The 24432-nt window shown below is 66.5% G+C and carries 25 protein-coding genes and 1 pseudogene; 6 read left to right on the forward strand and 20 right to left on the reverse strand.

Annotated features, from left to right (window positions below; all coding sequences use genetic code 11):
- Positions 1 to 6: 6 nt before the first annotated feature.
- The 18 genes from EAH68_RS00965 to rho all read right to left on the reverse strand — a co-directional run bounded on the left by EAH68_RS00965 (position 7) and on the right by rho (position 15795).
- On the reverse strand, positions 7 to 303 hold the full coding sequence (locus tag EAH68_RS00965; RefSeq protein WP_126119442.1) for a thiamine-binding protein: 297 nt from the start codon (positions 301 to 303) through the stop codon (positions 7 to 9).
- Positions 304 to 313: 10 nt separating this feature from the next.
- On the reverse strand, positions 314 to 571 hold the full coding sequence (locus EAH68_RS00970; RefSeq protein WP_126119443.1) for an Rv1322 family protein: 258 nt from the start codon (positions 569 to 571) through the stop codon (positions 314 to 316).
- 56 nt (positions 572 to 627) lie between these two features.
- Positions 628 to 1320, reverse strand: a complete 693-nt coding sequence (gene nucS / locus EAH68_RS00975) for an endonuclease NucS (RefSeq protein WP_126119444.1) — start codon at positions 1318 to 1320, stop codon at positions 628 to 630.
- Between the two features lie 21 nt (positions 1321 to 1341).
- Entirely contained in the window at positions 1342 to 1806 is a 465-nt protein-coding gene (locus EAH68_RS00980) for a DUF2550 domain-containing protein (protein ID WP_126119445.1), read from the reverse strand.
- 181 nt (positions 1807 to 1987) lie between these two features.
- A complete protein-coding gene (locus EAH68_RS00985; RefSeq protein WP_126119446.1) occupies positions 1988 to 2359 on the reverse strand; it encodes a F0F1 ATP synthase subunit epsilon in 372 nt (123 codons plus the stop codon).
- 12 nt (positions 2360 to 2371) lie between these two features.
- Positions 2372 to 3817: a F0F1 ATP synthase subunit beta gene (gene atpD, locus EAH68_RS00990; protein ID WP_126119447.1), complete on the reverse strand. Its 1446-nt coding sequence runs from the start codon at positions 3815 to 3817 to the stop codon at positions 2372 to 2374.
- A gap of 3 nt (positions 3818 to 3820) precedes the next feature.
- Entirely contained in the window at positions 3821 to 4795 is a 975-nt protein-coding gene (locus EAH68_RS00995) for a F0F1 ATP synthase subunit gamma (RefSeq protein ID WP_126119448.1), read from the reverse strand.
- 57 nt (positions 4796 to 4852) lie between these two features.
- Complete coding sequence (gene atpA, locus EAH68_RS01000) at positions 4853 to 6496, reverse strand: F0F1 ATP synthase subunit alpha (protein ID WP_126119449.1); 1644 nt, start codon at positions 6494 to 6496, stop codon at positions 4853 to 4855.
- A gap of 59 nt (positions 6497 to 6555) precedes the next feature.
- Positions 6556 to 7374 (reverse strand): F0F1 ATP synthase subunit delta, encoded by an 819-nt coding sequence (locus EAH68_RS01005; RefSeq protein ID WP_126119450.1) that lies wholly within the window; start codon positions 7372 to 7374, stop codon positions 6556 to 6558.
- A 5-nt stretch (positions 7375 to 7379) separates the two neighbouring features.
- Positions 7380 to 7949: a F0F1 ATP synthase subunit B gene (locus EAH68_RS01010; protein WP_126119451.1), complete on the reverse strand. Its 570-nt coding sequence runs from the start codon at positions 7947 to 7949 to the stop codon at positions 7380 to 7382.
- Between the two features lie 38 nt (positions 7950 to 7987).
- Positions 7988 to 8227 carry an ATP synthase F0 subunit C gene (locus tag EAH68_RS01015; protein WP_126119452.1) on the reverse strand — a complete coding sequence of 80 codons (240 nt, stop codon included), beginning with the start codon at positions 8225 to 8227 and terminating at the stop codon, positions 7988 to 7990.
- A gap of 102 nt (positions 8228 to 8329) precedes the next feature.
- Entirely contained in the window at positions 8330 to 9127 is a 798-nt protein-coding gene (atpB, locus tag EAH68_RS01020; protein WP_126119453.1) for a F0F1 ATP synthase subunit A, read from the reverse strand.
- A 479-nt stretch (positions 9128 to 9606) separates the two neighbouring features.
- Positions 9607 to 10050 carry a Cg1360 family ATP-synthase-associated protein gene (locus tag EAH68_RS01025; RefSeq protein ID WP_126119454.1) on the reverse strand — a complete coding sequence of 148 codons (444 nt, stop codon included), beginning with the start codon at positions 10048 to 10050 and terminating at the stop codon, positions 9607 to 9609.
- Between the two features lie 31 nt (positions 10051 to 10081).
- The gene (locus EAH68_RS01030) at positions 10082 to 11257 is read right to left on the reverse strand and encodes an MraY family glycosyltransferase (RefSeq protein ID WP_126119455.1); all 1176 of its coding nucleotides are present in this window, start codon (positions 11255 to 11257) and stop codon (positions 10082 to 10084) included.
- Between the two features lie 17 nt (positions 11258 to 11274).
- A complete protein-coding gene (locus EAH68_RS01035; RefSeq protein WP_126119456.1) occupies positions 11275 to 11934 on the reverse strand; it encodes an L-threonylcarbamoyladenylate synthase in 660 nt (219 codons plus the stop codon).
- Between the two features lie 4 nt (positions 11935 to 11938).
- Entirely contained in the window at positions 11939 to 12778 is an 840-nt protein-coding gene (gene prmC / locus EAH68_RS01040) for a peptide chain release factor N(5)-glutamine methyltransferase (RefSeq protein ID WP_126119457.1), read from the reverse strand.
- Entirely contained in the window at positions 12775 to 13854 is a 1080-nt protein-coding gene (prfA, locus tag EAH68_RS01045; protein ID WP_126119458.1) for a peptide chain release factor 1, read from the reverse strand. Before prfA ends, prmC begins: the two co-directional genes overlap by 4 nt.
- Positions 13855 to 15795, reverse strand: a complete 1941-nt coding sequence (gene rho, locus EAH68_RS01050) for a transcription termination factor Rho (protein ID WP_126119459.1) — start codon at positions 15793 to 15795, stop codon at positions 13855 to 13857.
- A 371-nt stretch (positions 15796 to 16166) separates the two neighbouring features.
- On the opposite strand from rho, the gene EAH68_RS01055 reads away from it, so the two are divergent.
- The 5 genes from EAH68_RS01055 to mobA are packed head-to-tail and all read left to right on the forward strand — an operon-like array spanning position 16167 to position 21380.
- A complete protein-coding gene (locus EAH68_RS01055; protein ID WP_126119460.1) occupies positions 16167 to 17903 on the forward strand; it encodes a long-chain fatty-acid--CoA ligase in 1737 nt (578 codons plus the stop codon).
- Between the two features lie 41 nt (positions 17904 to 17944).
- Positions 17945 to 19042 carry a GTP 3',8-cyclase MoaA gene (gene moaA, locus EAH68_RS01060; RefSeq protein WP_126119461.1) on the forward strand — a complete coding sequence of 366 codons (1098 nt, stop codon included), beginning with the start codon at positions 17945 to 17947 and terminating at the stop codon, positions 19040 to 19042.
- 10 nt (positions 19043 to 19052) lie between these two features.
- Positions 19053 to 20297, forward strand: coding sequence for a molybdopterin molybdotransferase MoeA (locus EAH68_RS01065; protein ID WP_126119462.1), 1245 nt, complete (start codon positions 19053 to 19055; stop codon positions 20295 to 20297).
- A 34-nt stretch (positions 20298 to 20331) separates the two neighbouring features.
- A complete protein-coding gene (gene moaC / locus EAH68_RS01070) occupies positions 20332 to 20808 on the forward strand; it encodes a cyclic pyranopterin monophosphate synthase MoaC (protein WP_126119463.1) in 477 nt (158 codons plus the stop codon).
- On the forward strand, positions 20808 to 21380 hold the full coding sequence (mobA, locus tag EAH68_RS01075; RefSeq protein ID WP_126119464.1) for a molybdenum cofactor guanylyltransferase: 573 nt from the start codon (positions 20808 to 20810) through the stop codon (positions 21378 to 21380). The genes moaC and mobA overlap by 1 nt, the downstream gene beginning before the upstream one ends.
- On the opposite strand, the gene EAH68_RS01080 is transcribed toward mobA, so the two are convergent.
- Positions 21367 to 22782, reverse strand: a complete 1416-nt coding sequence (locus EAH68_RS01080) for a multicopper oxidase domain-containing protein (protein ID WP_126119465.1) — start codon at positions 22780 to 22782, stop codon at positions 21367 to 21369. The two genes, mobA and EAH68_RS01080, sit on opposite strands and share 14 nt — an antisense overlap.
- Positions 22783 to 22836: 54 nt before the next feature.
- Positions 22837 to 23225: pseudogene (tnpA, locus tag EAH68_RS01085) on the reverse strand (IS200/IS605 family transposase).
- Between the two features lie 47 nt (positions 23226 to 23272).
- Between tnpA and EAH68_RS01090 the strand changes: the two are divergent.
- Positions 23273 to 24421, forward strand: a complete 1149-nt coding sequence (locus tag EAH68_RS01090) for an RNA-guided endonuclease InsQ/TnpB family protein (protein WP_206436326.1) — start codon at positions 23273 to 23275, stop codon at positions 24419 to 24421.
- The last annotated feature ends 11 nt before the right edge of the window (positions 24422 to 24432 follow it).

Below are 24432 nucleotides of genomic sequence, written 5' to 3' on the forward strand. Positions count from 1 at the left end.
TTCTCCTTAGAAGTGCTTCTCGAGGGATTCGACCTTCTGGTGCAGCTGGTCCGGGTAGCCGGGCCGGATATCAGCCTTGAGCACCAGGGACACGCGCGGCGAGACGGCACAGACCGCTTCGGTGGCCCGTCTGACCACGTCCATGACCTCATCCCATTCCCCCTCGACGAGGGTGAACATGGCGTTGGTTTCATTCGGCAGGCCGGAATCGCGGACGATCCTCACGGCCTCGGCTACGGCGGCGGACATTTCGGCGTCGGGGGTACCGGTGACGGTCGGTGCCACGGAGAAGGCGATGATCATGGCCTCCACGTTACCTGCGGTCCCAGCAGTGGCGGTGCCAGTGACGCCGGTCATCGGCGCCACGTCCGGTGTCGCGGGGCCAGGCGACGATGTGGGCGACCCCCGGCGGGATGTTCTGGTTGCAGCCCGGGCACACGTAGAATTTCTTCGCCGAATGCGAACCCATGTGCCGGAACTGGTACAACTCCCCCTGGGTCCACGAAGGCCCCTCGACAGTCTGGGTGCCGTAGAAGGCGGTGCCGTCGCGGGGCAGCTCCCTGGGTACCACCGCTTCCCGACGCCCGCCTCTGCGCGGGCGCTGCGGTCTGTTCCTGCGTGGCACTGCTAGAACAACCGCAGTTCGTCGGTCTCGATGCCGCGCAGCTCCTGGTAGTCCAGGGTCAGGCAGCGGATGCCGCGGTCCTCGGCCAGGGTGCGGGCCTGGGGCCTGATCTCCTGGGCGGCGAAGACGCCACGGACCGGCCGCAGCAGTTCATCGCGGTTGAGCAGATCGAGGTAACGGCTCAGCTGCTCGACGCCGTCGATACCGCCGCGACGCTTGATCTCCACGGCCACGGTCCCACCGTCCTCGTCACGGGCCAGGAGGTCCACCGGGCCGATGGCGGTGGGGTACTCGCGGCGTACGAGGCTGTAGCCCTCACCGAGGGTGTCGATATGCTCCGCCAGCAACTCCTGAAGGTGGGCCTCCACCCCGTCCTTGACCAGGCCGGGATCCTGACCGAGCTCATGGGTGGTCTCGTGGTGGACCTGCTCGATGGTGATGCGGAGCTGCTCCCCCTTCGAGTTCTCCACGATCCACAGCTGCTCGCCGGTGTCCTCACCGTCGATGTCGGTGATGGCTGTCTCAGTGAGCGAGCACGGCGGGGTCATCCAGTTGAGGGGTTTGTAGGCACGGTCGTCGGCGTGCACTGACACCGAACCGTCGGCCTTGATCATGAGCAGACGGTCGGCCATGGGCAGATGCGCCTCCAGGCGGCCGACATAGTCCACGGAACAACGGGCGATGACTAAACGCATGCGTTCCAGACTAGCCCGTGGTCACTTTCCGTTCTGACCCCGGGTGATCCTGCTGCGCAGACGGTGATGGTCGATGCGTTCCTGCCGCTCGTGCGGGGCGGACTCGATCCAGGAGGTCAGCGCCGTGAGGCTGGGCGGGTCAAGCGCCATCTCGTAGTGGGTGCCGCCGTCGCACAGGGTCGCCACCGACAGGCCCTCGGCCATGAAGGTGGCCTCCCCCGGGGTCAGCTGACGGGGCTCGTGGAAGTCCAGGCGCTGCCGGTTGAACACCTGGTCCGCCATCGGCGAGATGGACCGCAGCTTGAAGTACTCGAGGTCGTCGCCGTTGTAGCGGATCGTACCGTGACGCCAGCCGTGGACGCCGGAGGCCGGGAGGCGACGCAGGAGGATCGTCGTGCCGCGCGAACGCAGGGTGAGGAAGCGCCAGACGGCGAGCAGAACCGCAAGCACGGCAAACACGATCAGTACCCAGGTCACGATCTCCATGGCACGTTCCCCTTCCGGACGGTTGTCGGCTCATTCTATAGCCCACGCCTGCAATTGCCCAACGACAGCGCATGCCCGCAGGAGCAACCGTTTGTCCCTGCCCCGCAAACGACTGACACCCGCTGCCCTGGTGGGCAGCGGGTGTCAGTCTGAGAGAGGAAGAGGCGGTGCCTCCAGTGTGTTAAGCCTCGGCCTTACGGCGCACGGCGCTCAGTTCCGCCTCCGCGCGGAGACGGGTGAACTCGTCCGCATCCTGCAGCTGAGACTCGGCCAGCGAGGTGTCGACCTCATCGGCCCAGATCGCGTAGTCCGCGAGGATGGTGACCTTCTCCGGGGTAACGGAGAGGAAGCCACCATGGACGGCAGCAACGAGCCTGTCGCCCTCGACCGGACGGATGGTCACGACGCCGTTCTCGCGCAGCTGCCCGAGCATCGGCTCGTGACCGGACAGCACGCCGATCTCACCCTCAGTGGTCTGCGCGGTGACGATGCTGGCCGAACCCGACCAGAGCATGCGCTCCACGGAGACCAGTTCAACGGTGATGTCAGCCATGTGCGTCTCCTCTTACTTGCCGGTGAGCTTCTTGTAGGCGGCCTCGACATCGTCCAGGCCACCGAGGCCGTTGAAGGCCTGCTCCGGGTAGTGGTCAAACTCGCCGTCGCAGATGCGCTCGAATGCCTCGATGGTGTGCTCCAGCGGGACATAGGATCCCGGCAGACCGGTGAACTTCTCAGCGACGAAGAAGTTCTGGCCCAGGAAGCGCTCGAGACGACGTGCACGCAGGACGGTGATCTTGTCCTCTTCGCCGAGCTCGTCCATGCCGAGGATGGCGATGATGTCCTGCAGTTCCTTGTTCTTCTGCAGGATACCGATGACACGCTGTGCCACGGCGTAGTGACGCTCGCCGACGATCGACGGCTCGAGGATACGAGAAGTCGAGGACAGCGGGTTCACGGCCGGGTAGATACCCTTGGACGCGATCGAGCGGTCAAGCTCGGTGGTGGCATCCAGGTGGGCGAACACGGTGGCCGGGGCGGGGTCGGTGTAGTCATCGGCGGGCACGTAGACGGCCTGCAGAGAGGTAATCGACTTACCCTTGGTCGAGGTGATTCGCTCCTGGAGGACACCCATCTCGTCAGCCAGGGTGGGCTGGTAGCCCACGGCGGAGGGCATACGACCCAGCAGGGTCGAGACCTCGGAGCCGGCCTGGGTGAAACGGAAGATGTTGTCGATGAACAGCAGAACGTCCTGGTTCTGCACGTCGCGGAAGTACTCGGCCATGGTCAGGCCGGACAGTGCGACACGCATACGGACTCCCGGCGGCTCATCCATCTGGCCGAACACGAGGGCGGTGTCCTGGAGAACACCCATCTCCTCCATCTCGAGGAAGAGGTCGGTGCCCTCACGGGTGCGCTCGCCGACACCGGCGAACACGGAGGTACCGGAGAATTCACGCGCAATACGGGTGATCATCTCCTGGATCAGAACGGTCTTGCCGACACCGGCACCACCGAACAGACCGATCTTACCGCCCTTGACGTACGGGGTCAGCAGGTCGATGACCTTGATGCCGGTCTCCAGGATCTCGGTCTTACCTTCGAGCTCGGAGAAGGGCGGCGGGTCGCGGTGGATGCCCCACTGCTCACCGTCGCGGCCGAGGCCCGGCTCGTCGAGGCAGTCACCGAGGGCGTTGAAGACGTGGCCCTTGACGACGTCACCGACCGGAACGGAGATCGGCTTACCCGAGTCCACGACCTGGGCGCCGCGGACGAGGCCGTCAGTCGGGGCCATGGAGACTGCACGGACGAGGTTGTCACCGAGGTGCTGGGCAACCTCGAGGGTGATGGTCTTGGCGACTGCTTCGAGGGTGACCTCGACAGTCAGTGCGTTGTACAGGGCCGGCATCGCGCCGCGCGGGAACTCCACGTCGACGACCGGACCAATGACACGCACGACACGGCCGGCGCTGGACGCCTGCTGTGCGTTCTGCTCTGCGAGAGCTGTAGTCATTTTCTAGTCACTTTCTCCGCTATCGGCGAGCGCACCCGCGCCACCGACGATCTCTGTGATTTCCTGGGTGATCTGTGCCTGACGGGCCTGGTTGGCCACGCGCGAGAGGTCCTTGACCAGCTCGGTTGCGTTGTCAGTCGCAGACTTCATCGCGTTACGGCGGGATGCCGACTCGGCGGCGGACGCCTCGAGGAACATCGCGTACAGGCGACGGGACACGTACTTCGGGAGCAGCGCATCCATCAGGGTGTCCGCGTCCGGCTCGAAATCGACGTCCGGGGTGAGCTCGTTGCCGGATTCCAGCATCGACTCGCCGGTGTCCAGCTCATCCTCACGGATGACAGGCTCGATCGGCAGCAGCTGGTGTGCCACCGGAACCTGGGACAGCATCGAGACGAACTCGGTGTACACGACGTGCACCTGATCGAAACCACGGATCGCAGCGCCCTCGGAGTTGAGGCCGTCGCGGTACTTGGCCTCACCCTTCGAGCTTGCGTTGAAGCCATCGATGAGGTGGTGACGGACATGGTGGGTGGATTCCCAGGACGGGTCCTGGGAGAATCCGGTCCACTGTCCGGCGATCTCTGCGTCGCGGAACTTGTAGAAGCCGACGGCCTTACCGCCCGTGACGTAACGGACGACCTCGTAGCCGGCCTCCTCCAGCATCTTCTCCAGCTCTGCAGCCTTCTTGAAGACGTTGTGGTTGTAGCCACCGGCCATACCACGGTCCGAGGACACGATCAGGATGGCGGCAACGTTGCCGTCCTCGCGCTCGTGCAGCATCGGGTGGTCGAGGGAGCTCGCCTCAGAGAGGCGCTCCATCACGTTGGACAGCTCCTGTGCATAAGGCAGGGAAGCCTCGACCTTGGCCTGGGCCTTGGTGATGCGCGAGGTGGCGATCAGCTCCTGAGCCTTGGTGATCTTCTTGGTCGAGTTGACAGACCGGATACGGTCACGCAATTCGCGAAGATTAGCCATGGTTCACAATCCTCCCTTCGTTGTTGTTGACGGATTCAAAGTTGGGCATGGAGGCCCTTACTTCTTGGCCGTCTTGCGGGGGACGGTGAGCTGGGTCTTCTTGTGCTGGTCGCTGGACAGCGCATCAACCTCGGGCTCGTTGATGACCGGGCGACCGTCAGTGGTCTGGAAGGTCTTGGCGAACTCGTCGTTGGCGGCCAGCAGGGCAGCCTGGGACTCATCCGACAGGGCCTTGCCGCCGTCGATCTGAGCGTAGGCGTCCGCGACGTTGGCACGGAGGTACTCGTGCAGCTCGGACTCGTAGCGACGGACGTCCTCGACGGGAACGACATCGAAGGCGCCCTCACCGGCGAGCCAGATCGAGATGATCTGGTATTCAACGGCCTGCGGGGAGTTCTCGGCCTGCTTGAGCAGCTCGACGAGGCGCTGGCCACGCTCCAGCTGAGCCTTGGATGCGGCATCCAGGTCAGAGGCGAAGGTGGCGAAAGCCTCGAGGTCACGGTAGGCGGCGAGGTCCAGACGCAGGGAACCTGCGACCTTCTTCATGCCCTTGGTCTGGGCGGCGCCACCGACACGGGAGACGGAGACACCGACGTTGATGGCCGGGCGGACACCCTGGTTGAACAGGTCGGACTCAAGGAAGACCTGGCCGTCGGTGATGGAGATGACGTTGGTCGGAATGAAGGCCGACACGTCGTTCGCCTTGGTCTCGATGATGGGCAGTGCGGTGATCGAACCGGCACCGAGCTCATCGTTGAGCTTCGCGGCGCGCTCCAGCAGACGGGAGTGCAGGTAGAACACGTCACCCGGGTAGGCCTCACGGCCCGGCGGGCGGCGCAGCAGCAGGGAGATCGCACGGTAGGCCTCGGCCTGCTTGGTCAGGTCGTCGTAGATGACGAGGACGTGGTTGCCCTCGTACATCCACTGCTGGGCCAGAGCTGCACCGGTGAACGGGGCGAGCCACTTGAAGCCGGCGGAGTCGGATGCCGGAGCAGCCACGATGGTGGTGTACTCCAGGGCGCCGTGCTCCTCCAGGGTCTTGCGGACCGCCGCGATGGTGGAGCCCTTCTGACCGATGGCGACGTAGACACAGCGGACCTGCCTGGTCTTGTCGCCGGAGTCCCAGTTGGCCTTCTGGTTGAGGATGGTGTCGATGCAGACCGCGGTCTTGCCGGTCTTACGGTCACCAATGATCAGCTGTCGCTGTCCGCGGCCGATCGGGGTCATCGCGTCGATGGCCTTGATGCCGGTGGCCAGGGGCTCCTCGACGGGCTGACGGTCCAGCACGCCCGGAGCCTGCAGCTCCAGCACGCGGGTTTTGTCGGACTCGATGACTCCCAGGCCGTCAATCGGCTCTGCGAGGGGGTTGATTACTCGGCCGAGGAACTTCTCGCCGACCGGGATCGAGAGGACCTCGCCGGTCCGCTTGACCTCGTCGCCCTCCGCCAGGGACTCGAAGTTACCCAGCACGACGACACCCACGGTGTCGGTGTCAAGGTTCTGTGCGACGCCGATGACGCCGCCGGGGAACTCAAGCAGCTCATTCGCCATGACCGACGGGAGGCCCGAAACCTGGGCAATACCGTCAGCTGCCGAAATGACCACGCCGACCTCCTCACGGGAGGCCTCCGCGGAGTAGCTCGAGGTGTAGTTCGCTATCGCGCTACGGATCTCATCGGAGGAGATCGTCAGCTCCGCCATGTTCTTCCTGCTCTCGGTTGTATCTTCCAGCATATTTATAGTTCGTCTGTAGTCGTGTCTCAGGCGAGGTTCGTCCGCAGCTTGGCGAGCTTGCCCGCCAGGCTGCCGTCGATGATCTCGTCCTTGACGCGGATGGTCACGCCACCGAGGAGGCTGGGGTCAACCTCAGAGTGGATGGACATCGCACGACCGTAAATTCGTCCCAGCTTGTCGGCGAGCGCCGCCTGCTGGCCTGCGTTCAACTGCTCGGCAGTGACGACGTGTGCGACGGACCGGCCCTGCAGCTGTGCGGCTGCGTCGACCAGGTTCGTCATGTCGTCGATCGGGTTCTTCTCCGGACGGCCGATCACCTGCAGCGCGAGCGCCTCGGTGAACATGTTGACCTTGCCGTAGAGAACGCTGGCCAGCAGGCCACGCTTGCGTGCCGGGTCCGTCGTCTTGTCGGAGAGGAGCTGGGTCAGCTCACCCTCACGGTCCAGGACACGGGAGAGTCGGAACAGCTCGTCCTCGACCTGTCCCAGCTGACCCTGCTCCTCGGCGCCACGCAGGAAAGCGCGGCGGCCGAGGGCCACCAGACCTGCGCGGAACTCGCGGGGGGTGGACCAGGTGTTGGCGGCGGCCTCGTTGAGCACCGAGAGGGTGCTGTCGGAGACCTTGCCGCCGAACACGGTCCGGATCAGGCCCGTGCGCTGCTCCGGCGTGGCGGAGGCCTCGGCGACCGCGACACGCAGGGCGCGGTCGCCGTCGAGAACCTCGACGACGTCGAAAAGCTCGGTGCCCGTCTGGGCGGCGACGGCGACGGCCTTGCCCGAACCCCGGACGAGACCGTCCAGGTGGGACTCAACCGTTGCTAGTGCTTCGCGGCTCGCTGCGTGCATGGCGCTCACTTTCCTGCCGGTGCGACGGTGTCGAGCTCGGACAGGAACGAGTCAATCGTGCCGGAACGCTTGGTGGCGTCGGAAAGCTCGCCACCGAGCAGACGCTCGGCCAGGTTGATCGAGTTCTGTCCCATCTCCTGGCGAAGCTCTGCGACGACCTGCTCACGCTGGGCCGACAGCTGCTTCTCACCGGATGCGATGATGCGGTTGCTCTCCTCGGCGGCCTGTGCCTTCATCTCAGCCTCGATGAGCTTGCCCTTCTCGCGGGCCTGCTCACGGATCTCGGCTGCTTCGGCACGGGCCTCGGCGAGCTGCGCGTTGTACTTCTCAAGTGCGGCCTTTGCCTCGGCCTGTGCGGCCTCGGCACGCTGAATGCCACCCTTGATCCGGTCCTCACGCTCAGTCAGGACCTCCTGGAACTTCGGAAGAACGAACTTCCAGAAGATCAGCAGGATAACGACGAGCGGAATGATGGACCAGACGATGTCGTATGCCTTGGGCAGGAGGATCGAGTTGCCGCCCTCGAGGGGAAGGGTCTCAGCCTCCTGTGCAAGGTAGTAAATGACGTTCGTCATGAGTCTCCAGTCTTAAAGGGGTGTGTTTCCGCTCGAAATTAGAACAGGAAGCCGGCGACCAGGCCGATGAGGGCGAGGGCCTCAACGAAGGCGATACCCAGGAACATGGTGGTACGGAGCTGGCCGGCCATCTCGGGCTGACGTGCCATGCCCTCGAGTGCCTTGCCGACGAGGATGCCGATGCCCAGGCCCGGGCCGATGGTGGCGAGGCCGTAGCCGATGGTGCCGAGGCCGGTCACGGTGGACTCGGTTGCCTGAGCCAGGATGATCTCGTTCATGAAAGTCGTTCCCTTTCTTGGTGCCCGGTCAGGGGGTTAGACCGGGACTTCAGGTGGTGATTGAAGTGGGGTTATTCAGTTGGCCGCGAGGTTCGCGACTTGTCAGTGGGAGTCCGCGTGCAACGACAGCTCGATGTACACAGCAACCAGCAGGGCGAAGATGTACGCCTGCAGGAAGATGATGATGACCTCGTAGAGCGTGAACGCGATAGCGGCGATGATGGTCACACCAGACAGTGCGGTCCAACCGTTCAGCTGCCAGAAGAAGAAGTTCGTGGCGGAGTACAGGAGGACCAGGATGAGGTGTCCCGCGAGGAAGTTCGCCATGAGACGAAGCGCGAGAGTGACCGGCCGCATGATGAACGTCGAGAAGAACTCGATCGGCACGACAAGGATGTGCAGTGCCGGCGGAAGATTCGGGATGACCACCGAGGACTTGATGAACTTACCGAAGCCGTAACGCTTGGCTCCGGCGTAGATCATCGTGATGTAGCCCAGGATCGCCAGCGCGATCGGCATGCCGATACGCGCGTTGGGCGAGATGTTCAGCCCCGGAATGATCGTCGGGAGGTTGAACGCCAGGACGGCGAAGAAGATGGTGGCGATGACCGGCAGGAACCGACGCCCCTCCTTCTTGCCCAGGATGTCCTCGGCGATGTGCACCCGGACGAAATCCAGTGCGAGTTCTGCGAAGTTCTGCAGGCCTGACGGAATCAGCTTGGTGTTCCGGAAGGCGACAAGGAAAAGGACCGCCAGAATGATCGTCATCAGAATGCGGACGAGCATCAGTCGGTCCAGTGCGAACCATCCGTTTGCGAAATCCTCAAACAGGATGTGGCCGTAGTATTGCCCCGGGAAAAATTCAGGATCCAGTTCGGGTGCGTGAAACTCGCCCCTCATGGCCAGTGTTGTAACGCTCAGCGTTCTCTCCCGTGTTCGGGCCGTATGTGGAGTGTCATTTCCCATACGGTGCGATGGACGTCTGAAAATCTCTTTCCGCCACCACCTCGGACTCCGTCGCACATCAGCGAAGGCGGTGACTGGGGATGTACCGCAGCCCTGTACGGCGGCACCGTGTTTCCACAGGTGCCGCTTCCACATGCCGGGGTAACCCGCAGGACAGCTTATCAGGGTGGTTCTGAATTCTCCCACGGGACTCAGAAATGTTTGCTGACGTGGCGCGATACACCCCGCGCCACGCCCCCAATATGGCCTGTATCGGCAGCTTTGGGCGCGGCTGTAAGGTCCGTCACATGCGGGCGATCCTCCCGCCTCGCGGGGGTGATCACCCCCGTTTTCCGCCCCCGATGCGGCAGTCCCGCTGCTTACCGACGCCCCCGTCGCAGCTCTTCGCCAGCCCTTCCGCAGGTGAACCGGAGCTAGTTCACGTAGGTGACCCGCGCGGTGATCACGCCCCACACCTCGGTGGCCAGGACGATGATGAGCGCGACGACCGTGGTCACCAGCAGCGCGGTGCGGTCGTAGAAGGTCAGGTCACGGATCAGGAAGAGGACGACGAGGAGCACCACAACCTTGAGCAGCCAGCTGCCCAGGACCACCGCACCGGTGGTGGCCGGGTTGGTCGAGGAGGTGAACAGGACGCTCGCAGCGGTCAGCAGGACGAAACCACCGCCGATGGCCGCTCCGATCAGCACACCCCAGATGCCGGGGAGCTCGCGCACGCCGCCCCAGATCGCCAGCGAGATGATCGTGATGACAACGAGCGCGATGGTGCCGAAGCGCACCGCCCGCAGGAGCGGGCGGCGGGGGTCGTCGAATTCCGAGCGCGGGGCGCTCTCCGGTGCATTATCAGGAGTAGTCACGACTCCGGATCCTACCCGGCGGCCCCGGGCCTCAACCTGTGGGATCGGTGTGGACGACCACCTGGGTCGGCGGGGTCCGCCGACCCAGTTTGCCGGCGCGCAGCGGGATGAGGGTGACCAGGAACGCCACGACCAGCGCCATCAGCGTCAGGGCGACCGCCACCCGCACCGGCACCACGGAGAAGCTCACCGCTCCGAAGGCCACCACGCTGACCCACAGGTAGAGCACGAGCACGGTACGCCGGTGGGTGTGCCCCAGGGAGAGCAACCGGTGGTGCAGGTGGAGTTTGTCGGCGGCGAACGGCGAGGTGCCCTTGGCCAGTCGGCGCACCACCGCCAGAACCAGGTCCAGTACCGGAACGAAGATCGCCGCGGCCACCACGATGATGGGACTCATCAGCGCCACCATGTCCGCGGTGCCGTAGAGGGACATGTTGATCTTGCCGGAGGCCGAGGTGGATGCGGCGGCCAGGAGCAGGCCGATGAGCATGGAACCGGAGTCCCCCATGAAGATGCGGGAGGGCTCGAAGTTGTGGGGCAGGAAGCCCAGGCAGATGCCCACCAGTCCGGCCGCGATGATGGCCGGCGGGTAGGCGGAGACCGCCCCACCCTGGTCGTGGAGGACCGTCAGGGAGAAGATCAGGATCGCCGCGCCGGCGATCATGCCCAGGCCGGCGGCCAGCCCGTCGAGGCCGTCGACGAAGTTGATGGCGTTGATCAGCGCGACGGTGAAGATGGTGGTGACGATCGTCGCCTGCAGCTGGTCGAGCACCACGGTTGTGCCGTCGCCGAAGGGCAGGTAGAGCAGTGTCCAGGACAGGCCGAGGACGCTGAGGATGACCGCGGAGAGCACCTGGCCGATGAGTTTGGTGATGGCGTCGAGCTCGAAGAGATCATCGAGCACGCCGACGAGCACGATGGCGAAGGCCGCCCACACCACGGCGTTCATCTCCGGGGTGATCGGCATGAATCCCCTGTTCAACGCGGGCAGTTGGTTGGCCAGGAATACGGCGGCGAGGAAACCGGAGCACATCGCGACCCCACCCAGCCGCGGGGTGGGCTGGGTGTGGACATCGCGTTGCCGGATCTCGGCGATCCGGCCCGAACGCACCATGAGGGAACGGATGACACCCGTGGCGAGGTAGGTGACCGCGGCCGCCACGAGAATCACCAGACCGAGTTCACGCAGTGGGACACCAGCGCCCATGGTGGACCCCTCCCCTTCTAGGCCCTGCTCCGCAGCAGTTCCGGCTCCACGCCGATGACCTCGCCGATCCTCTCCGCCGAGATCGCGCCCTCCCGCAGGATGCGCGGGGCGGGACCGGAGAGGTCGATGATGGTGGAGGGCTGCCCCACCGGGGTTTCGCCACCGTCGAGGTAGACGGTCACGGCGGTGCCCAGCTGCTGTTTCGCGGCGATGGCGGTGGTGGGCGGCTCCTGGCCGGAGATGTTCGCGCTGGACACGGCCATGGGGCCGACCTCGCGGAGCAGTTCGATGGCCACCGGGTGCAGCGGCATGCGCAGCATCACGGTGCCGCGGGTGTCGCCGAGGTTCCACGGCAGCGAGGGTGCCTGGGGGACGACCAGCGAGAGCCCACCCGGCCAGAAGGCCTCCACGAGGGCCTGCGCCTGGGGGGTGAACTCGCGGACAAGGCCGCGGATGGTGTCCCAGGAGCCGACGAGCACCGGCACCGGCATGTCAGGGCCGCGGTGTTTGGTGGCCAGGAGATTTGCCACCGCCTGGTTGTCGAAGGCGTCGCAGCCCAGCCCGTAGAGGGTGTCGGTGGGCATGACGACCAGGCGGCCGCCGCGGGCGGCGTCGACGGCGGCGCGGATACCTTCGGCGCGTTCGGTCTCGTCGGCACAGTTGTAGATGCGGCTCATGGGGCTACACCTTACTCGCGGTGACGAAGCGGGCCCGACCGGTCAGGTCGTGCAGCACCGCGATGTCCCGGAAACCGCCGTGAGCTGCCAGAACATCCTGCACCTCCTGTGAGGTGGTGTCGTCGTGTTCGATGCCCACCACTCCCCCGGGCCGCAGCAGCGCGTGGATGGTCGGTGCCATCGCCTCAATGACGTCCATGCCGGATTCGCCGGCGAAGACGGCCTGCGGCGGATCGGCGTGCACCTCCACGTCCAGGTCAGGTGTCAGCGGGACATAGGGCGGGTTGGTCAGTACGAGATCGACCGTCCCGTGCCAGCGACTGAGCAGCTGCAGGTCCGTGGCATCACCCCGGATCATCTCCACGCCGGTGCCCTCCGCGTTGCGGCGGGCCCAGGCCAGGGCCTCCTCGTGCTTCTCGACGCCCACCACCTCCACCCCTGGCACCTCACGTCCGACGTAGAGCGCCAGGGCACCGGAGCCGGTGCACAGGTCCACCACGCGGGGTGAGAGGCTGCCGGCGAGCTGGCGCACGCCCCAGTCGGCCAGGACCTCGGTCTCGGGCCGCGGGATGAACACCCCGGGCCCGACGTGCAGGTCCAGCGCCCCGAATGGGGCCAGGCCGAGGATGTGCTGGAGCGGCTCACGCGCCTCCCGGCGGGCGACCATTCCCTCGAAACCGTCCGGCACTCCGTCACGCGAGCGCAGGGCGACCTCCATGGGGCCGACCTGCAGCAGGTGCGCGGCGATGAGGCGGGCGTCGACCGCCGGGGAGGGCACGCCTGCGGACGCGAAACGCTCCGCGGCGTCGGCAAGCGCGTCGCGGAGCGTACGGTGGGGACTCATCCCTGGTCGGCCTCGAGACGCTCGGCGCGCTCGGCCGCCCGTAGGGCGGTGAACAGATCGTCGAGGTTGCCGTCGAGGACATTGTCGAGGTTGTTGGCCTTGAAACCGATGCGGTGGTCGCTGATGCGGTTCTCCGGCCAGTTGTAGGTGCGGATGCGCTCGGAACGGTCCATGGTGCGCACCTGTGCGGCACGGCCCTCGGCGGCCTCGGCATCGGCCTTCTCGCGCTCCATCGCCTCCAGGCGGGCCTGCAGGACCTGCAGGGCACGCGCCTTGTTCTGGATCTGCGAACGCTCCTTCTGACACGTGACCACGATGCCGGTGGGCAGGTGGGTCAGGCGCACGGCGGAGTCTGTGGTGTTCACGCCCTGGCCGCCCTTACCGGAGGAACGGTAGACATCGACGCGCAGGTCCTTCTCCTCGATCTCGACGGCGCCAGGCTCATCGGTTTCGGGGAAGACCATGACTCCGGCAGCGGAGGTCTGGATGCGGCCCTGCGACTCGGTCACGGGGATGCGCTGCACTCGGTGCACTCCGCCCTCGAACTTGAGGACACTCCACGCCCCGTCCCGGGACGGCGTCTTCGAACGGATGGACAAGGTCATGTCCTTGACTCCGCCGAGATCCGACTCGGAGAGACCCAGGACCTCCCAGGTCAGACCGTGCTTGTCGGCGTAGCGCTCATACATGCGCGCCAGGTCGGCGGCGAACAGGGCGGCCTCCTCACCACCGGCACCGGCCTTGATCTCCATGATGACGTCATCGGCGTCATGCGGGTCACGCGGGGCCAGCAGATCCGCCAACTGTTCCTCGAGCTCCACCCGACGAGCCTCCAGACGCTCGGCCTCGGCGGCGAACTCCTTGTCCTCGTGGGCCATCTCGCGGGCGTCCGCGAGGTCCTCGCGCGTGCTCACCAGCTCTTTGTTGACCTTGATGATGGGCTGCAGCTCCGAATAGCGCTTCGACAGCTTGCGGAACAGCGCCTGGTCACCGGCCGTGGCCGGGTCGGACATCTGCGCCTCGATGCCCTGGTACTCGGAGACGATGTCGTCTACCGCGGAGACATGTCCTGCCATTTAGGAGTAGTCCTCCTCATCCTTGTCGGCGGCCATCGGGGCGGAAGATGCGACCTGCAGGAGGAACTCGCCGTTGCTCTTGGTCTTCTTCAGCTGCCTGATCAGCAGATCGATGGCCTGCTGGGGATCCAGTGCAGACAGGATACGGCGCAGCTTGTGCATGACGCGAGCTTCATCCGGTGCGAGCAGCAGCTCGTCCTTGCGGGTGCCGGAGGGGTTGACGTCCACGGCCGGGAAGACACGGCGCTCGGAGATCTTGCGGTCCAGCTTGAGCTCCGCGTTACCGGTGCCCTTGAACTCCTCGAAGATGACGGTGTCGCCAGCAGAACCGGTCTCCACCATGGCGGTGGCCACGATGGTCAGGGAACCGCCGTTCTCGATGTTGCGGGCGGCACCCAGGAAACGCTTCGGCGGGTACAGGGCGTTGGAGTCCACACCACCGGAGAGGATACGACCCGAGGCCGGGGAGGAGTTGTTGTAGGCACGGCCCAGACGGGTGATGGAGTCCAGCAGGACGACGACGTCCTTGCCCTGCTCCACCAGGCGCTTCGCACGCTCGATGGCGAGCTCGGCGACCGCGGTGTGCTCTCCCGGCGGGCGGTCGAAGGTGGAGGCGATGACCTCACCGTTGACCGAACGCTGCATGTCGGTGACCTCCTCCGGACGCTCATCCACCAGCACCACCATGAGGTAGCACTCGGGGTTGTTCGTGGAGATCGCGTTGGCGATGTTCTGCAGGATCGTCGTCTTACCTGCCTTCGGCGGGGAGACGATCAGCGCACGCTGACCCTTGCCGATCGGCATGATCAGATCGATGACGCGGGTGGTCAGGATCTTCGGGTCCGTCTCCAGGCGCAGGCGCTGGTTCGGGTACAGCGGGGTCAGCTTGGCGAAGTCCGGGCGGTTGCGCGCCTCATCGAGGCTCAGACCGTTGGCGGTGTCGACGCTGACGAGCTGATTGTACTTCTGGCGGTTGCGGCCCTGGCCGTGGGTCTGCCCGCCACCCATGCGGACCTTGCCGGTCACGGCATCGCCGGCGCGCAGGCCGGAACGGCGGATCAGCTGGTTCGGGACGAAGACGTCCGCCGGGGAGGCGTGGTAACCGGTGGTGCGCACGAAGGCGACGTTGCTGTCCACGATGTCGAGGATGCCGGCGACATCGTGCAGGTCAGAAGAATCCTGCTGCTGATCCTGGTGCTGCTGCTGGCCACCATCGTGCTGGTCGCCCGCACGACCGCGGCGGTTGCGGCGGTTGCGGCGACCGCGGCGGCCCTCCCCGTCCCCATTGTCGCTGCGCTGCTCGCGCTGCTCGCGCTGATCCCCGCGCTGGCCACGCTGACTGCGCTGCTCACGCTGTTCACGCTGACCGCGCTGCTGCTGGCCCTGCTCCTGCTGGTCCTGCCCGGAGTCCTGCGGCTGCTCCTGCTCCTGGGTGCGCTCCTGGCGCGGCTGCTCCTGCGCGGCAGTGGAGTCCTGCGAGTGCTGCTGATTCTGCTCCTGCTGGTCCTGGCCGGGCTCCTGGTCACGCTGGCCATGACGGGCACGGTTGCGGCGGGCACGGCGGGCAGCGGAACGGGACTCGTAGCGTGGTTCCTCGGAACCGCCCTCCTGGGCGGTCTCAGTTGCCTCAGCAGAGGCCTCCGCCGGAGCAGCCTGCTCCTGCGCGGTCTCACGGGTCCGACGGGCCGGGGCGGTCTTCTCCGCTTTCTCTTCCCGCTCCACCGACTCAGGTGTGGCAACCGGGGCGGCTTGCTCGGCCGGGGCAGCTGCACGGGAACGGGGCTGGACGGCACCCGTCTGGATGGCGGTGATCAGATCACTCTTCCGCAGGCCGGAGACCCCCTTGAGGCCCTTGTCCGCGGCAATCTTGCGCAGCTCAGGGATCTTCAGCGACGCGAGGTCGGCCGGAGCGGCAGCGGTGGCGGTGTCCGTATCGGTCACGGATGTCCTTTCGTTGCTTGACCAGACCCTGGTGTGCCATGGGTGAATGCGTCATGCACCGGGCTGGAAGCCTTCTGTGGAGTTGAGCAACTCAACGTCGCCCGCCACCCCAGGGCATATGTGCCTCGGGCGGCATGAACGGGGACGGAGCCGTACTTCGGTGGAGATCAGACCGGGCCGGACCGTGAAGGACCGCACCCTTCCAGGCCACGGCAACCGGCAGGCTGCACAGCAACAGAAGGTGGGTGGACGCGTAGGTCCGGGCGGACTGGAGGCCTGTGTGGAAAATCCCAGACCCCCGTCGATCTCCAGCCAGTGTAGCGTATGCCGCTGACACAATCGCATCGACCCTCCGGGCTAGAGTATTGGGCATGCTCTCCACCATGCAGAACGTGCCGCTGTCGATCTCCCGGATCCTCCAGTACGGTTCCACCGCGCATGCCACCACGAAGGTGACCACGTGGCGCACCGACAGTGCCGAGGAGACCACGTTCGATGAGATCCACGCCCGGGCCGCGGCCTTCGCCCACGCGCTGCATGACGATCTGGGGATCACGGGAGACCAGCGGGTCGGCTCCTTCATGCACAACTGCGCCGAGCACCTGGAGGTGCAGTTCGCGGTGTCCAGCATGGGGGCGATCTTCGCCCCGTTGAACAAGCAGCTGATGAGCGACCAGGTCCAGCACATCATCAACCACGCCGAGATCGAGGTCATCGTCTGCGATCCCCGGCTGGCCGGCCTGCTGGGTAAGGCGCTGGTGGACTGCCCCTCGGTGCAGGCGGTGGTCTTCACGGGCCTCGGCCCCCTGGCCCCGGTGATGGCGGAGCTTCCCGACGGCATCGCGGTCCACTCCTATGAGGCGCTGCTCGACGGCCGTTCCACAGTCTACGACTGGCCTGTCCTGGACGAGAACACCACCGCCGCGATCTGCTATTCCACCGGCACCTCCGGTCCGCCGAAGGGCGTGGCCTATTCGCACCGTTCGATCTACCTGCAGGCGATGGCGCTGCGTACCACTGACTCCCTGGCCGTCTCCCACGGCGAGTCCTTCCTGTGCTGCGTGCCCATCTACCACGTCCTGTCCTGGGGGGTCCCCTACGCGGCCTTCATGTCGGGCACCCCCCTGGTCTTCCCCGATTCAGACGTCTCCGCCCCGACGCTCGCCCGCCTCATCGCGGCGGTGCACCCCCGGGTGGCACACGGCGTGCCCACTCTGTGGATCCAGCTCATCGTGCACTACCTGCACAACCCGCCGGAGCGGATGTCCCTGACGGAGATCTACGTCGGTGGTTCCCCCGCTCCGCCGATCCTCATCGAACTGTGGGAGGAGCGCTACGGTGTCGACATCATCCACGTGTGGGGCATGACGGAGACGTCCTCGGTCGGCACCGTCGCGCGGCCCCCGTCCGGCTCCTCGGGCGAGGCCCGCTGGACCTACCGCGTCAGCCAGGGGCGGTTCTCCAACCTGCTGGAGTACCGGGTGGTCAACGACGGTGAGGTCGTCTCCTCCACCGACCGCAACCAGGGTGAGATCCAGGTGCGCGGCAACATCGTCACCGGCGCCTACTACCACTCCCCCACGGAGGTCGGCGACGGCACCGCCAGCGAATTCCGGGGCCGGGAGGTAACCGACGCAGGTGAGCTGTTCACCGACGACGGCTGGCTGCGCACCGGCGACGTAGGTTCCGTCACCGCCGACGGTTTCCTCACGGTCTCCGACCGCGCCCGCGACGTGATCCGTTCCGGTGGTGAGTGGATCTACTCCGCCATGCTGGAGAACATCATCATGAACGAGCCGGAGGTCGTGGAGTGCGCCGTCATCGGCTACCCCGACGAGAAGTGGGGTGAGCGCCCGCTCGCGGTGACCGTGCTGCACGAGGACATCGCGCAGACGGAACAGATCGCCGAGCAGCTCCGCGACGCCCTGCGTTCCGCCCTCCCGGGCTGGATGCTGCCGGAGTACTGGACCTTCGTCCGCGACATCGACAAGACGTCGGTGGGCAAATTCGACAAGAAGGATCTGCGCAAGCACCTGGCCGAAGGGGAGTTCAGGATCATCGCGCTCAAGGGCCCGGGACAGCCGAAGGACCCCCGGCCGGAGAACTGATCCTGGCATACTGCGGCCCAGGTTCCTAGGATATAAGGAACATGACGACGCAACTTCCTCTGCCGGGCTTTCCTGGGCGAGGCGGGCCGGGCACACCCCCACCGCCGCGGATCGACGGCGCCCGCGAACTCGTCGACACCTACGGCCGGGTCGCCCGTGATCTACGCGTCAGTCTCACCGACCGCTGCAACCTGCGCTGCACCTACTGCATGCCCGCTGAGGGGTTGGAGTGGCTGCCCACAGAGGCCTCCCTCACCGATGAGGAGGTCATCCGGCTGATCACTATCGCGGTCACCCGCCTGGGTATCCGCCAGATCCGTTTCACCGGCGGGGAGCCGCTGCTGCGGAAATCACTGGAGAAGATCATCGCCGCCACCACGGCGCTGCGCACCGACGAGGGCCAGCCCGTATCCACCGCTCTGACCACCAACGGTCTGGGGCTGCCACGCCGGCTCCCCGGCCTGCAGGAGGCGGGGCTGGAACGGGTCAACATCTCCCTGGACACCCTCGACCGGGAACGTTATACCCGCCTGACCCGCCGTGACCGGCTGCCGGATGTCCTGGCGGCCATCGACGCCGCCGTGGCCGCCGGGATGCACCCGGTCAAGGTCAACTCGGTGATCATGCCCGGCGTCAACGAGGCCGACATCGTCCCGCTGGCCGAGTACTGCCTGGACCGGGGCGCGCAGCTGCGCTTCATCGAGCAGATGCCCCTGGGGCCGCGCGATAAATGGCGGCGGGAGGACATGGTCACCGCCGACCAGATTCTGGAACAGCTGCGCACCGCCTTCGTGCTCAGCCCGGCGGAGGAGCCCCGGGGGGCGGCACCGGCGGCGTTGTGGGAGGCACGGGGTGTCGATAAGCAGGAGCTGCACGGCAGCATCGGCGTGATCGCCTCAGTGACCCGGCCCTTCTGCGGCGACTGCGACCGCACCCGGCTGACCACCGACGGGGCGATACGCACCTGCCTGTTCTCCCGCACCGAGACCTCCCTGCGGGAACTGATCCGCGGGGGTGCCGGGGACGCGGAGCTCGCCGCCATCTGGGCCGGGGCGATGTGGGGCAAACTACCCGGCCACGGCATCGACGATCCTGGTTTCCTCCAGCCGGACCGCCCCATGTCCGCCATCGGTGGCTAATCTCGTCTCCATGCGGTCCATCACCGAACATCTGGCAGCGCTCCTCGACCTCGACCTGGCCTCCCCCGGCGAGCCCGTGAGCGTCACCCCTGTCGACGCCCCGGGACTGGTGCTCGCCGCCGACGCCGTCGCGGTGCTGCCTGTTCCGCCGTTCTCCAATTCCGCCATGGACGGTTTCCTCGTGCGCGACGGTGACCTCGACGGCCCCGGCCCGTGGACGCTGCCCGTGTCCGGTGAGATCCCCGCCGGCGGTGTGGCCGCCGACGTCCCGGCCGGTGCGGCCCTGCGGATCATGACCGGCGCCCCCGTCGGTGAGCACCACGGGGACCTGCGGGTCATCCCCGTCGAGGACACCGACATCCCCGGTGGCCCGCAGCCCCTTCCCGGTTCGGTGACCATCCACTCCGTGCGTCCGGAACGCCGGCACATCCGCGCGCTGGGTGAGAACATCACCCCCGGTGAGGTCGTCGTCCCCGCCGGCACCCGCGTTGACCCGGGCGCCGTCGCGGCGTTGATCTCCGCGGGCCTGCCCCGCGTGACCGTCTTCCCCCGCCCCCGCGTGGCGGTCCTGTCCTCCGGTGACGAGCTGGTCGAGCCGGGCATGCACCCGGGTCCGGGGCAGCTGCCCGACTCAAACCGGCCGATGCTCGCCGCCCTGTTCGCCGAGCAGGGCATCGAGGTGACGCAGGTCCATTCCGGTGACCGGCCCCTTGATTTCCGGGCGGTGCTCGACCGGCTGTGCGCCACCCATGACCTGGTGGTCACCACCGGCGGGGTCTCCGTCGGGGCCTTCGATGTGGTGCGCGAGGCCACCTCGGGCGAGGGCGTGTGGTTCGGCACCGTGGCGCAGCGCCCGGGCTCGCCGCAGGGGTTGGGCACCCGCGGGCGGGCGGTGCTGATGTGCCTGCCGGGCAACCCGGTCGCAGCCTTCGTCTCCTGGTGTCTGTACGTGCCGCCGCTGCTGGCGGCGCTCTCCGGTACCGTCCCGACCCGGGGATTGTGGGAGCGCCCGCATATCCGCGCCACCGTCGCGGAAGGAGTGAGCTTTCCGGCATCCCCGGAGCGCACCTTCCTCGCCCCGGTCCACCTCGACTGGTCGGGCGGCCGGCCTGTCGCGGCCCCCTTCAACCGGCACAGCACCGGCTCCCATCTGGTGGCCTCCCTGGCCGGTACGGACGGGGTCGCGCTCATTGAGCCGGGTACCAGTCGACTGCAGGGCGGCGACACCGTCGGTGTCCTGCTCCGCCGCCCCTGAGCGCACCCAGTCAGTTCCTTCAGAAAGGTAAGCCATGAAGTTCACCCATCTCGACGCCGCCGGTGCGGCCCACATGGTCGACGTGACCGCCAAGAACCCGACCGTGCGTGCGGCCACCGCCCGCGGCGAGGTCGCCTGCTCCCCGGAGGTGCTGGCCGCGCTGCGCGACGGGACCGTACCCAAGGGCGATGTCCTGGCCGTCGCCCGGATCGCGGGCATCTCGGCAGCGAAGAAGGTGCCGGATCTGCTGCCGCTGGCCCACACCATCGGCGTGCACGGCTGCGTGGTCGATCTGGAGATCCTCGACGACCACGTCGCCATCGAGGCCACCGTACGTACCGCCGACCGCACCGGCGTGGAGATGGAGGCTCTGACCGCAGTGACTGTCGCCGCGCTCGCGATCGTCGACATGGTCAAGGGTGTGGACCGTTCCGCCTACCTGCGCACCTGCGGTATCACCGCGAAATCAGGCGGACGTTCGGGCGACTGGTCCCGCGAGCTGCCGCGCTGATGCCTGCCGTCATCGTCCTGGCGGGCGGACGCGGGCAGCGCATGGGCGGGGTGGACAAGGCGCAGGTCACCCTCGACGGTGTCCGCCTGGTCGACCATCTCCTTGCCGCCCTGGCCGACCATGAGGTGGTGGTCGTCTCCCCGCAGCCGGACCTGGGGGTCGCGGTGCCCGTGGTCAGCGAGGACCCGCCCTTCGGCGGCCCCGTGGCCGGCATCGCCGCCGGCTTCCGGACGCTTGAGACACCGGAACTCGTCGCCGTGCTCTCTGTCGATGCGCCGGATTCACCCGCCCTGCTGCCCCTGCTTGTTGATGCCCTCTCCCACCACCCCGCAGCCGACGCCGCCGTCGTGCGCGCCGCCGACGGCCACGTCCAGCCCCTGTGCGCGGTGTGGCGGGCAGCGGGGCTTGAGCGTGCGCTGGGCCGGCTGGACACCGTGCGTGATCAGGCGGCGAAGAAACTGCTGCGGACCGCCGACCTGGTCATCGAGGTCGACGGCGACGGGACAGAACGCGACTACGACACCCCCGGTGAACTTGCCGAACGCGGTGAGGTCGGTATCACCGGACGATGATGGTGCCGTGCTGGCCCCGCTCCCCTTCCGTCATGATGTGGTTGACGAAGGTGTAGGTGCCCGGCTCCTCGAAGGTCACCTCCACGAAACCGCCCTGGGCGGGCAGCAGGGGCAGCACCTGCGCGCCGGTGGACTCCCCCAGCCCGGCGCGCACGGAGTAGCTGCCCTCGCTGAAGACGGTGTCGAAGACGGCGCCGACGATGTGGAAGCTCAGCGGGTTGTCGGGGCCGACGTTGAGGACCCAGAACCGCACCCGCTGCCCGGCGGTGATCTCCAGCGGACGCAGGTCGTACTGGTTGGGGTAGCCGTTGAAACCGGTCAGGTCGTGGCGGCCGGCGTTGACGCGTTCGGCGTCGGCGCCGGTGTCGCGTTGGCCGAGGAAGATCTCGTGGGCCAGCAGTGTGTACTCGTGGTCGACCTCGTCGAGGCCTGCGGGTGGGTCGATGATGACGGCGCCGGCCATGCCGTTGGCGATGTGCAGGCTCATGGGGGCGGTGGCGCAGTGGTACATCCAGATCCCCCAGCGGCGGGCGACGAATTCGTAGACCAGGCTCTCTCCCGGTGAGATGGTGGCCATGGGGGCGTCGGGGCTGACCTCCCCGGCGTGGAAGTCGATGGAATGGCCCATGGTGCCGTGGTTGGTGAGGGTGATGCGGAAGGTGTCGCCGACCCTCCCGCGCAGCGTGGGCCCGGGGGCCTGGCCGTTGAACAGCCACTGGGCCTGCTGGTGTCCGGGGGCGACCTCCCGGATCTCCTCGGTGACGGTGAACGCCAGCTCGTGGACGGTGCCGGTGGGTGCGGGTGGGAGGGCGGGGTCGTACCAGGCGCCTTCCGGCAGTTCGGCGGCCAGGCGGGTGGCGGGGCTGGGCACATCGACGAACGGGTTGGTCTCCGGGGTCGGGCTGCTCCCCGGGGTGATGGCCTGGGCGGGGACATCGGTGGCGCCGGTGACCACGACGTTGAAGACCATCCCCTGGGCCCGGTGCCCGGCGATGGTGCACCACCCCTGCGTGTCGGCGGTGAACACGCCCGCATCGAAGGTGGCGGATTCACCCGGGTCAATCAGTTCGGTGGTGAAGCCGTTGAGGGTGAGGTCGTGCGGCTGGTTGCCCCCGTTGACCAGCTCCAGGACGAGCCGGCTGCCGGCGGGGATCTCCACCCGGTTGGGGTGGTAGGACATGCCATCGATGCGGATGGCCTGCGTGATGGTCTCCCCGGTCTGGGTCACCTCGGCCGGGGCCTGCGCCCGCTGGGTGCCCGGCCCGGTGGTCAGGGTGACGCCGAGGACGATGACGGCTGCGATGGCCAGGCCGATCACCAGCCAGGAGGCCCAGCCGGTCTGCGCTTCCGGCCCATGCTCCGGGCGGGGTTCGGTGGCGGGGGCACCCACGGGGATGGTCATCGAATAGCACCCCTGGAAACCCCTGCCTTCAGGCATGGGGAGGAAAGAGACGGGTTAGGTATTACGTTGGTTTTCGACATATTTCTTGACCACTTCCAGTGTTGCGCCGCCGACAGCGGCGACGAAGTACAAGTTTGTCCAGAGCGTCAGAAGCCTGGATAGGAAGGACGGGAACTCTTGCCTGAGCACACAGGGTGATCGTCCCTTGATCTGTTTCACCAGTCGGTGGATGCCGTACTGCGGGTCGCAGTCGACCAGTAGGTGAACATGATCGGGCATGGTGTCCGGCTCAATGATGGTGCATTCCCGTGTTCGGCGGCGACCTTCCGGACGATCTCGGTGAGCCTGACTGCCACGTCGCCCTCGATGACCGGGCGACGATATGTCGGGCACCATACGAGGTGGTAGGCACACCGGCAGACAACATTTCTGCTTGACCTGATATCAACCCTCTGGACGAAACATCACGTGGTGGGGTATAGCTGGCGGTGTGGACGAGATCGTGCGTTACACCTACCGCCTGCGCCCAGGCACCCAGGCGCAGCGATCGCTTTCCCAGGAATGGGGTCGGTGTAGGTTCCTGTGGAATGAGGCAGTCCACCAGCAGAAGGCCGGTAATAAGCCAACCCTGGCGAAGCTGGGGAAGCTGCTGACCGAGCTGCGGGGGAAGAACGCGTGGATGCGGGAGGGTTCCCAGGTCGCCCAACAAGCCACACTCCGCACCTATGCGCAGGCACTCCAACACTCCTACACGGTCAAGGGCCGGGGTCGGCCCACATACAAGACGAAAAAACGCGCTTTTCCGTCGTTGGAGTACTCCACCCGGGGGTTCTCTATCCGGGACGGTCGTCTGCGACTGCCCAAGGGTGTGTCGATTCCGGTGGTGTGGTCCCGCGAGTTGCCCTCCGAACCGACGAGTGTGCGCGTCTACCAGGACAGCCTCGGACACTGGTACGCCTCGTTCGTGGTCCGCCGCGAAGCGAAACCAACCCCGGAGACTGAGGGACGTATCGGTATCGACTGGGGTGTGTCCACCACCGCCACGACCACCGACGAGAATTATGACCTGCCCTACATGGGGCACCGCAGGCGCTGTGCCGCGGAACTGGCCAAGGCACAGCGGAAGATGTCGCGGCGTCACCGCACGGGACGCAAGCAGTCCAACGGGTATCAGCGTGCCCGCCGCCAGGCCGCGAAGCTGCACAAGAAAGCCGCTCGGCAGACCACGCACGACTCCCGGGTGTGGGCGAAGAAGATCACCGACAACCATCATCTGATCGCGATAGAGGACTTCAAACCGGCGTTTCTCGCCAGGTCCACGATGGCGCGGAAAGCCGCTGATGCCGCTATCGGTGCGGCCAAGCGCGAGCTTGTCACCAGGGCCGCGCGGGCTGGCCGGAAGGTGGTGCTGGTCACGCCCGCCTACACGACCATGACGTGTTCTGAGTGTTTCGCGAGAGCCAAGCAACCACTCGAACTCGAAGAGCGAACCTTCCGGTGCCAGACCTGCGGACACACTGCGGGTCGGGACCGGAACGCTGCCAGGGTGATCCTGGCTGTGGCAGAACGGGGCCACACCAGTGTTGAGGACATAAGACATGTGCACCCTCCTTCCGGGGATGTTGTGGATGCGGCCTGAGCTGGAAATCC

This window comes from Corynebacterium hylobatis (genome assembly GCF_003955685.1).
Taxonomy (GTDB): Bacteria; Actinomycetota; Actinomycetes; order Mycobacteriales; family Mycobacteriaceae; genus Corynebacterium; species Corynebacterium hylobatis.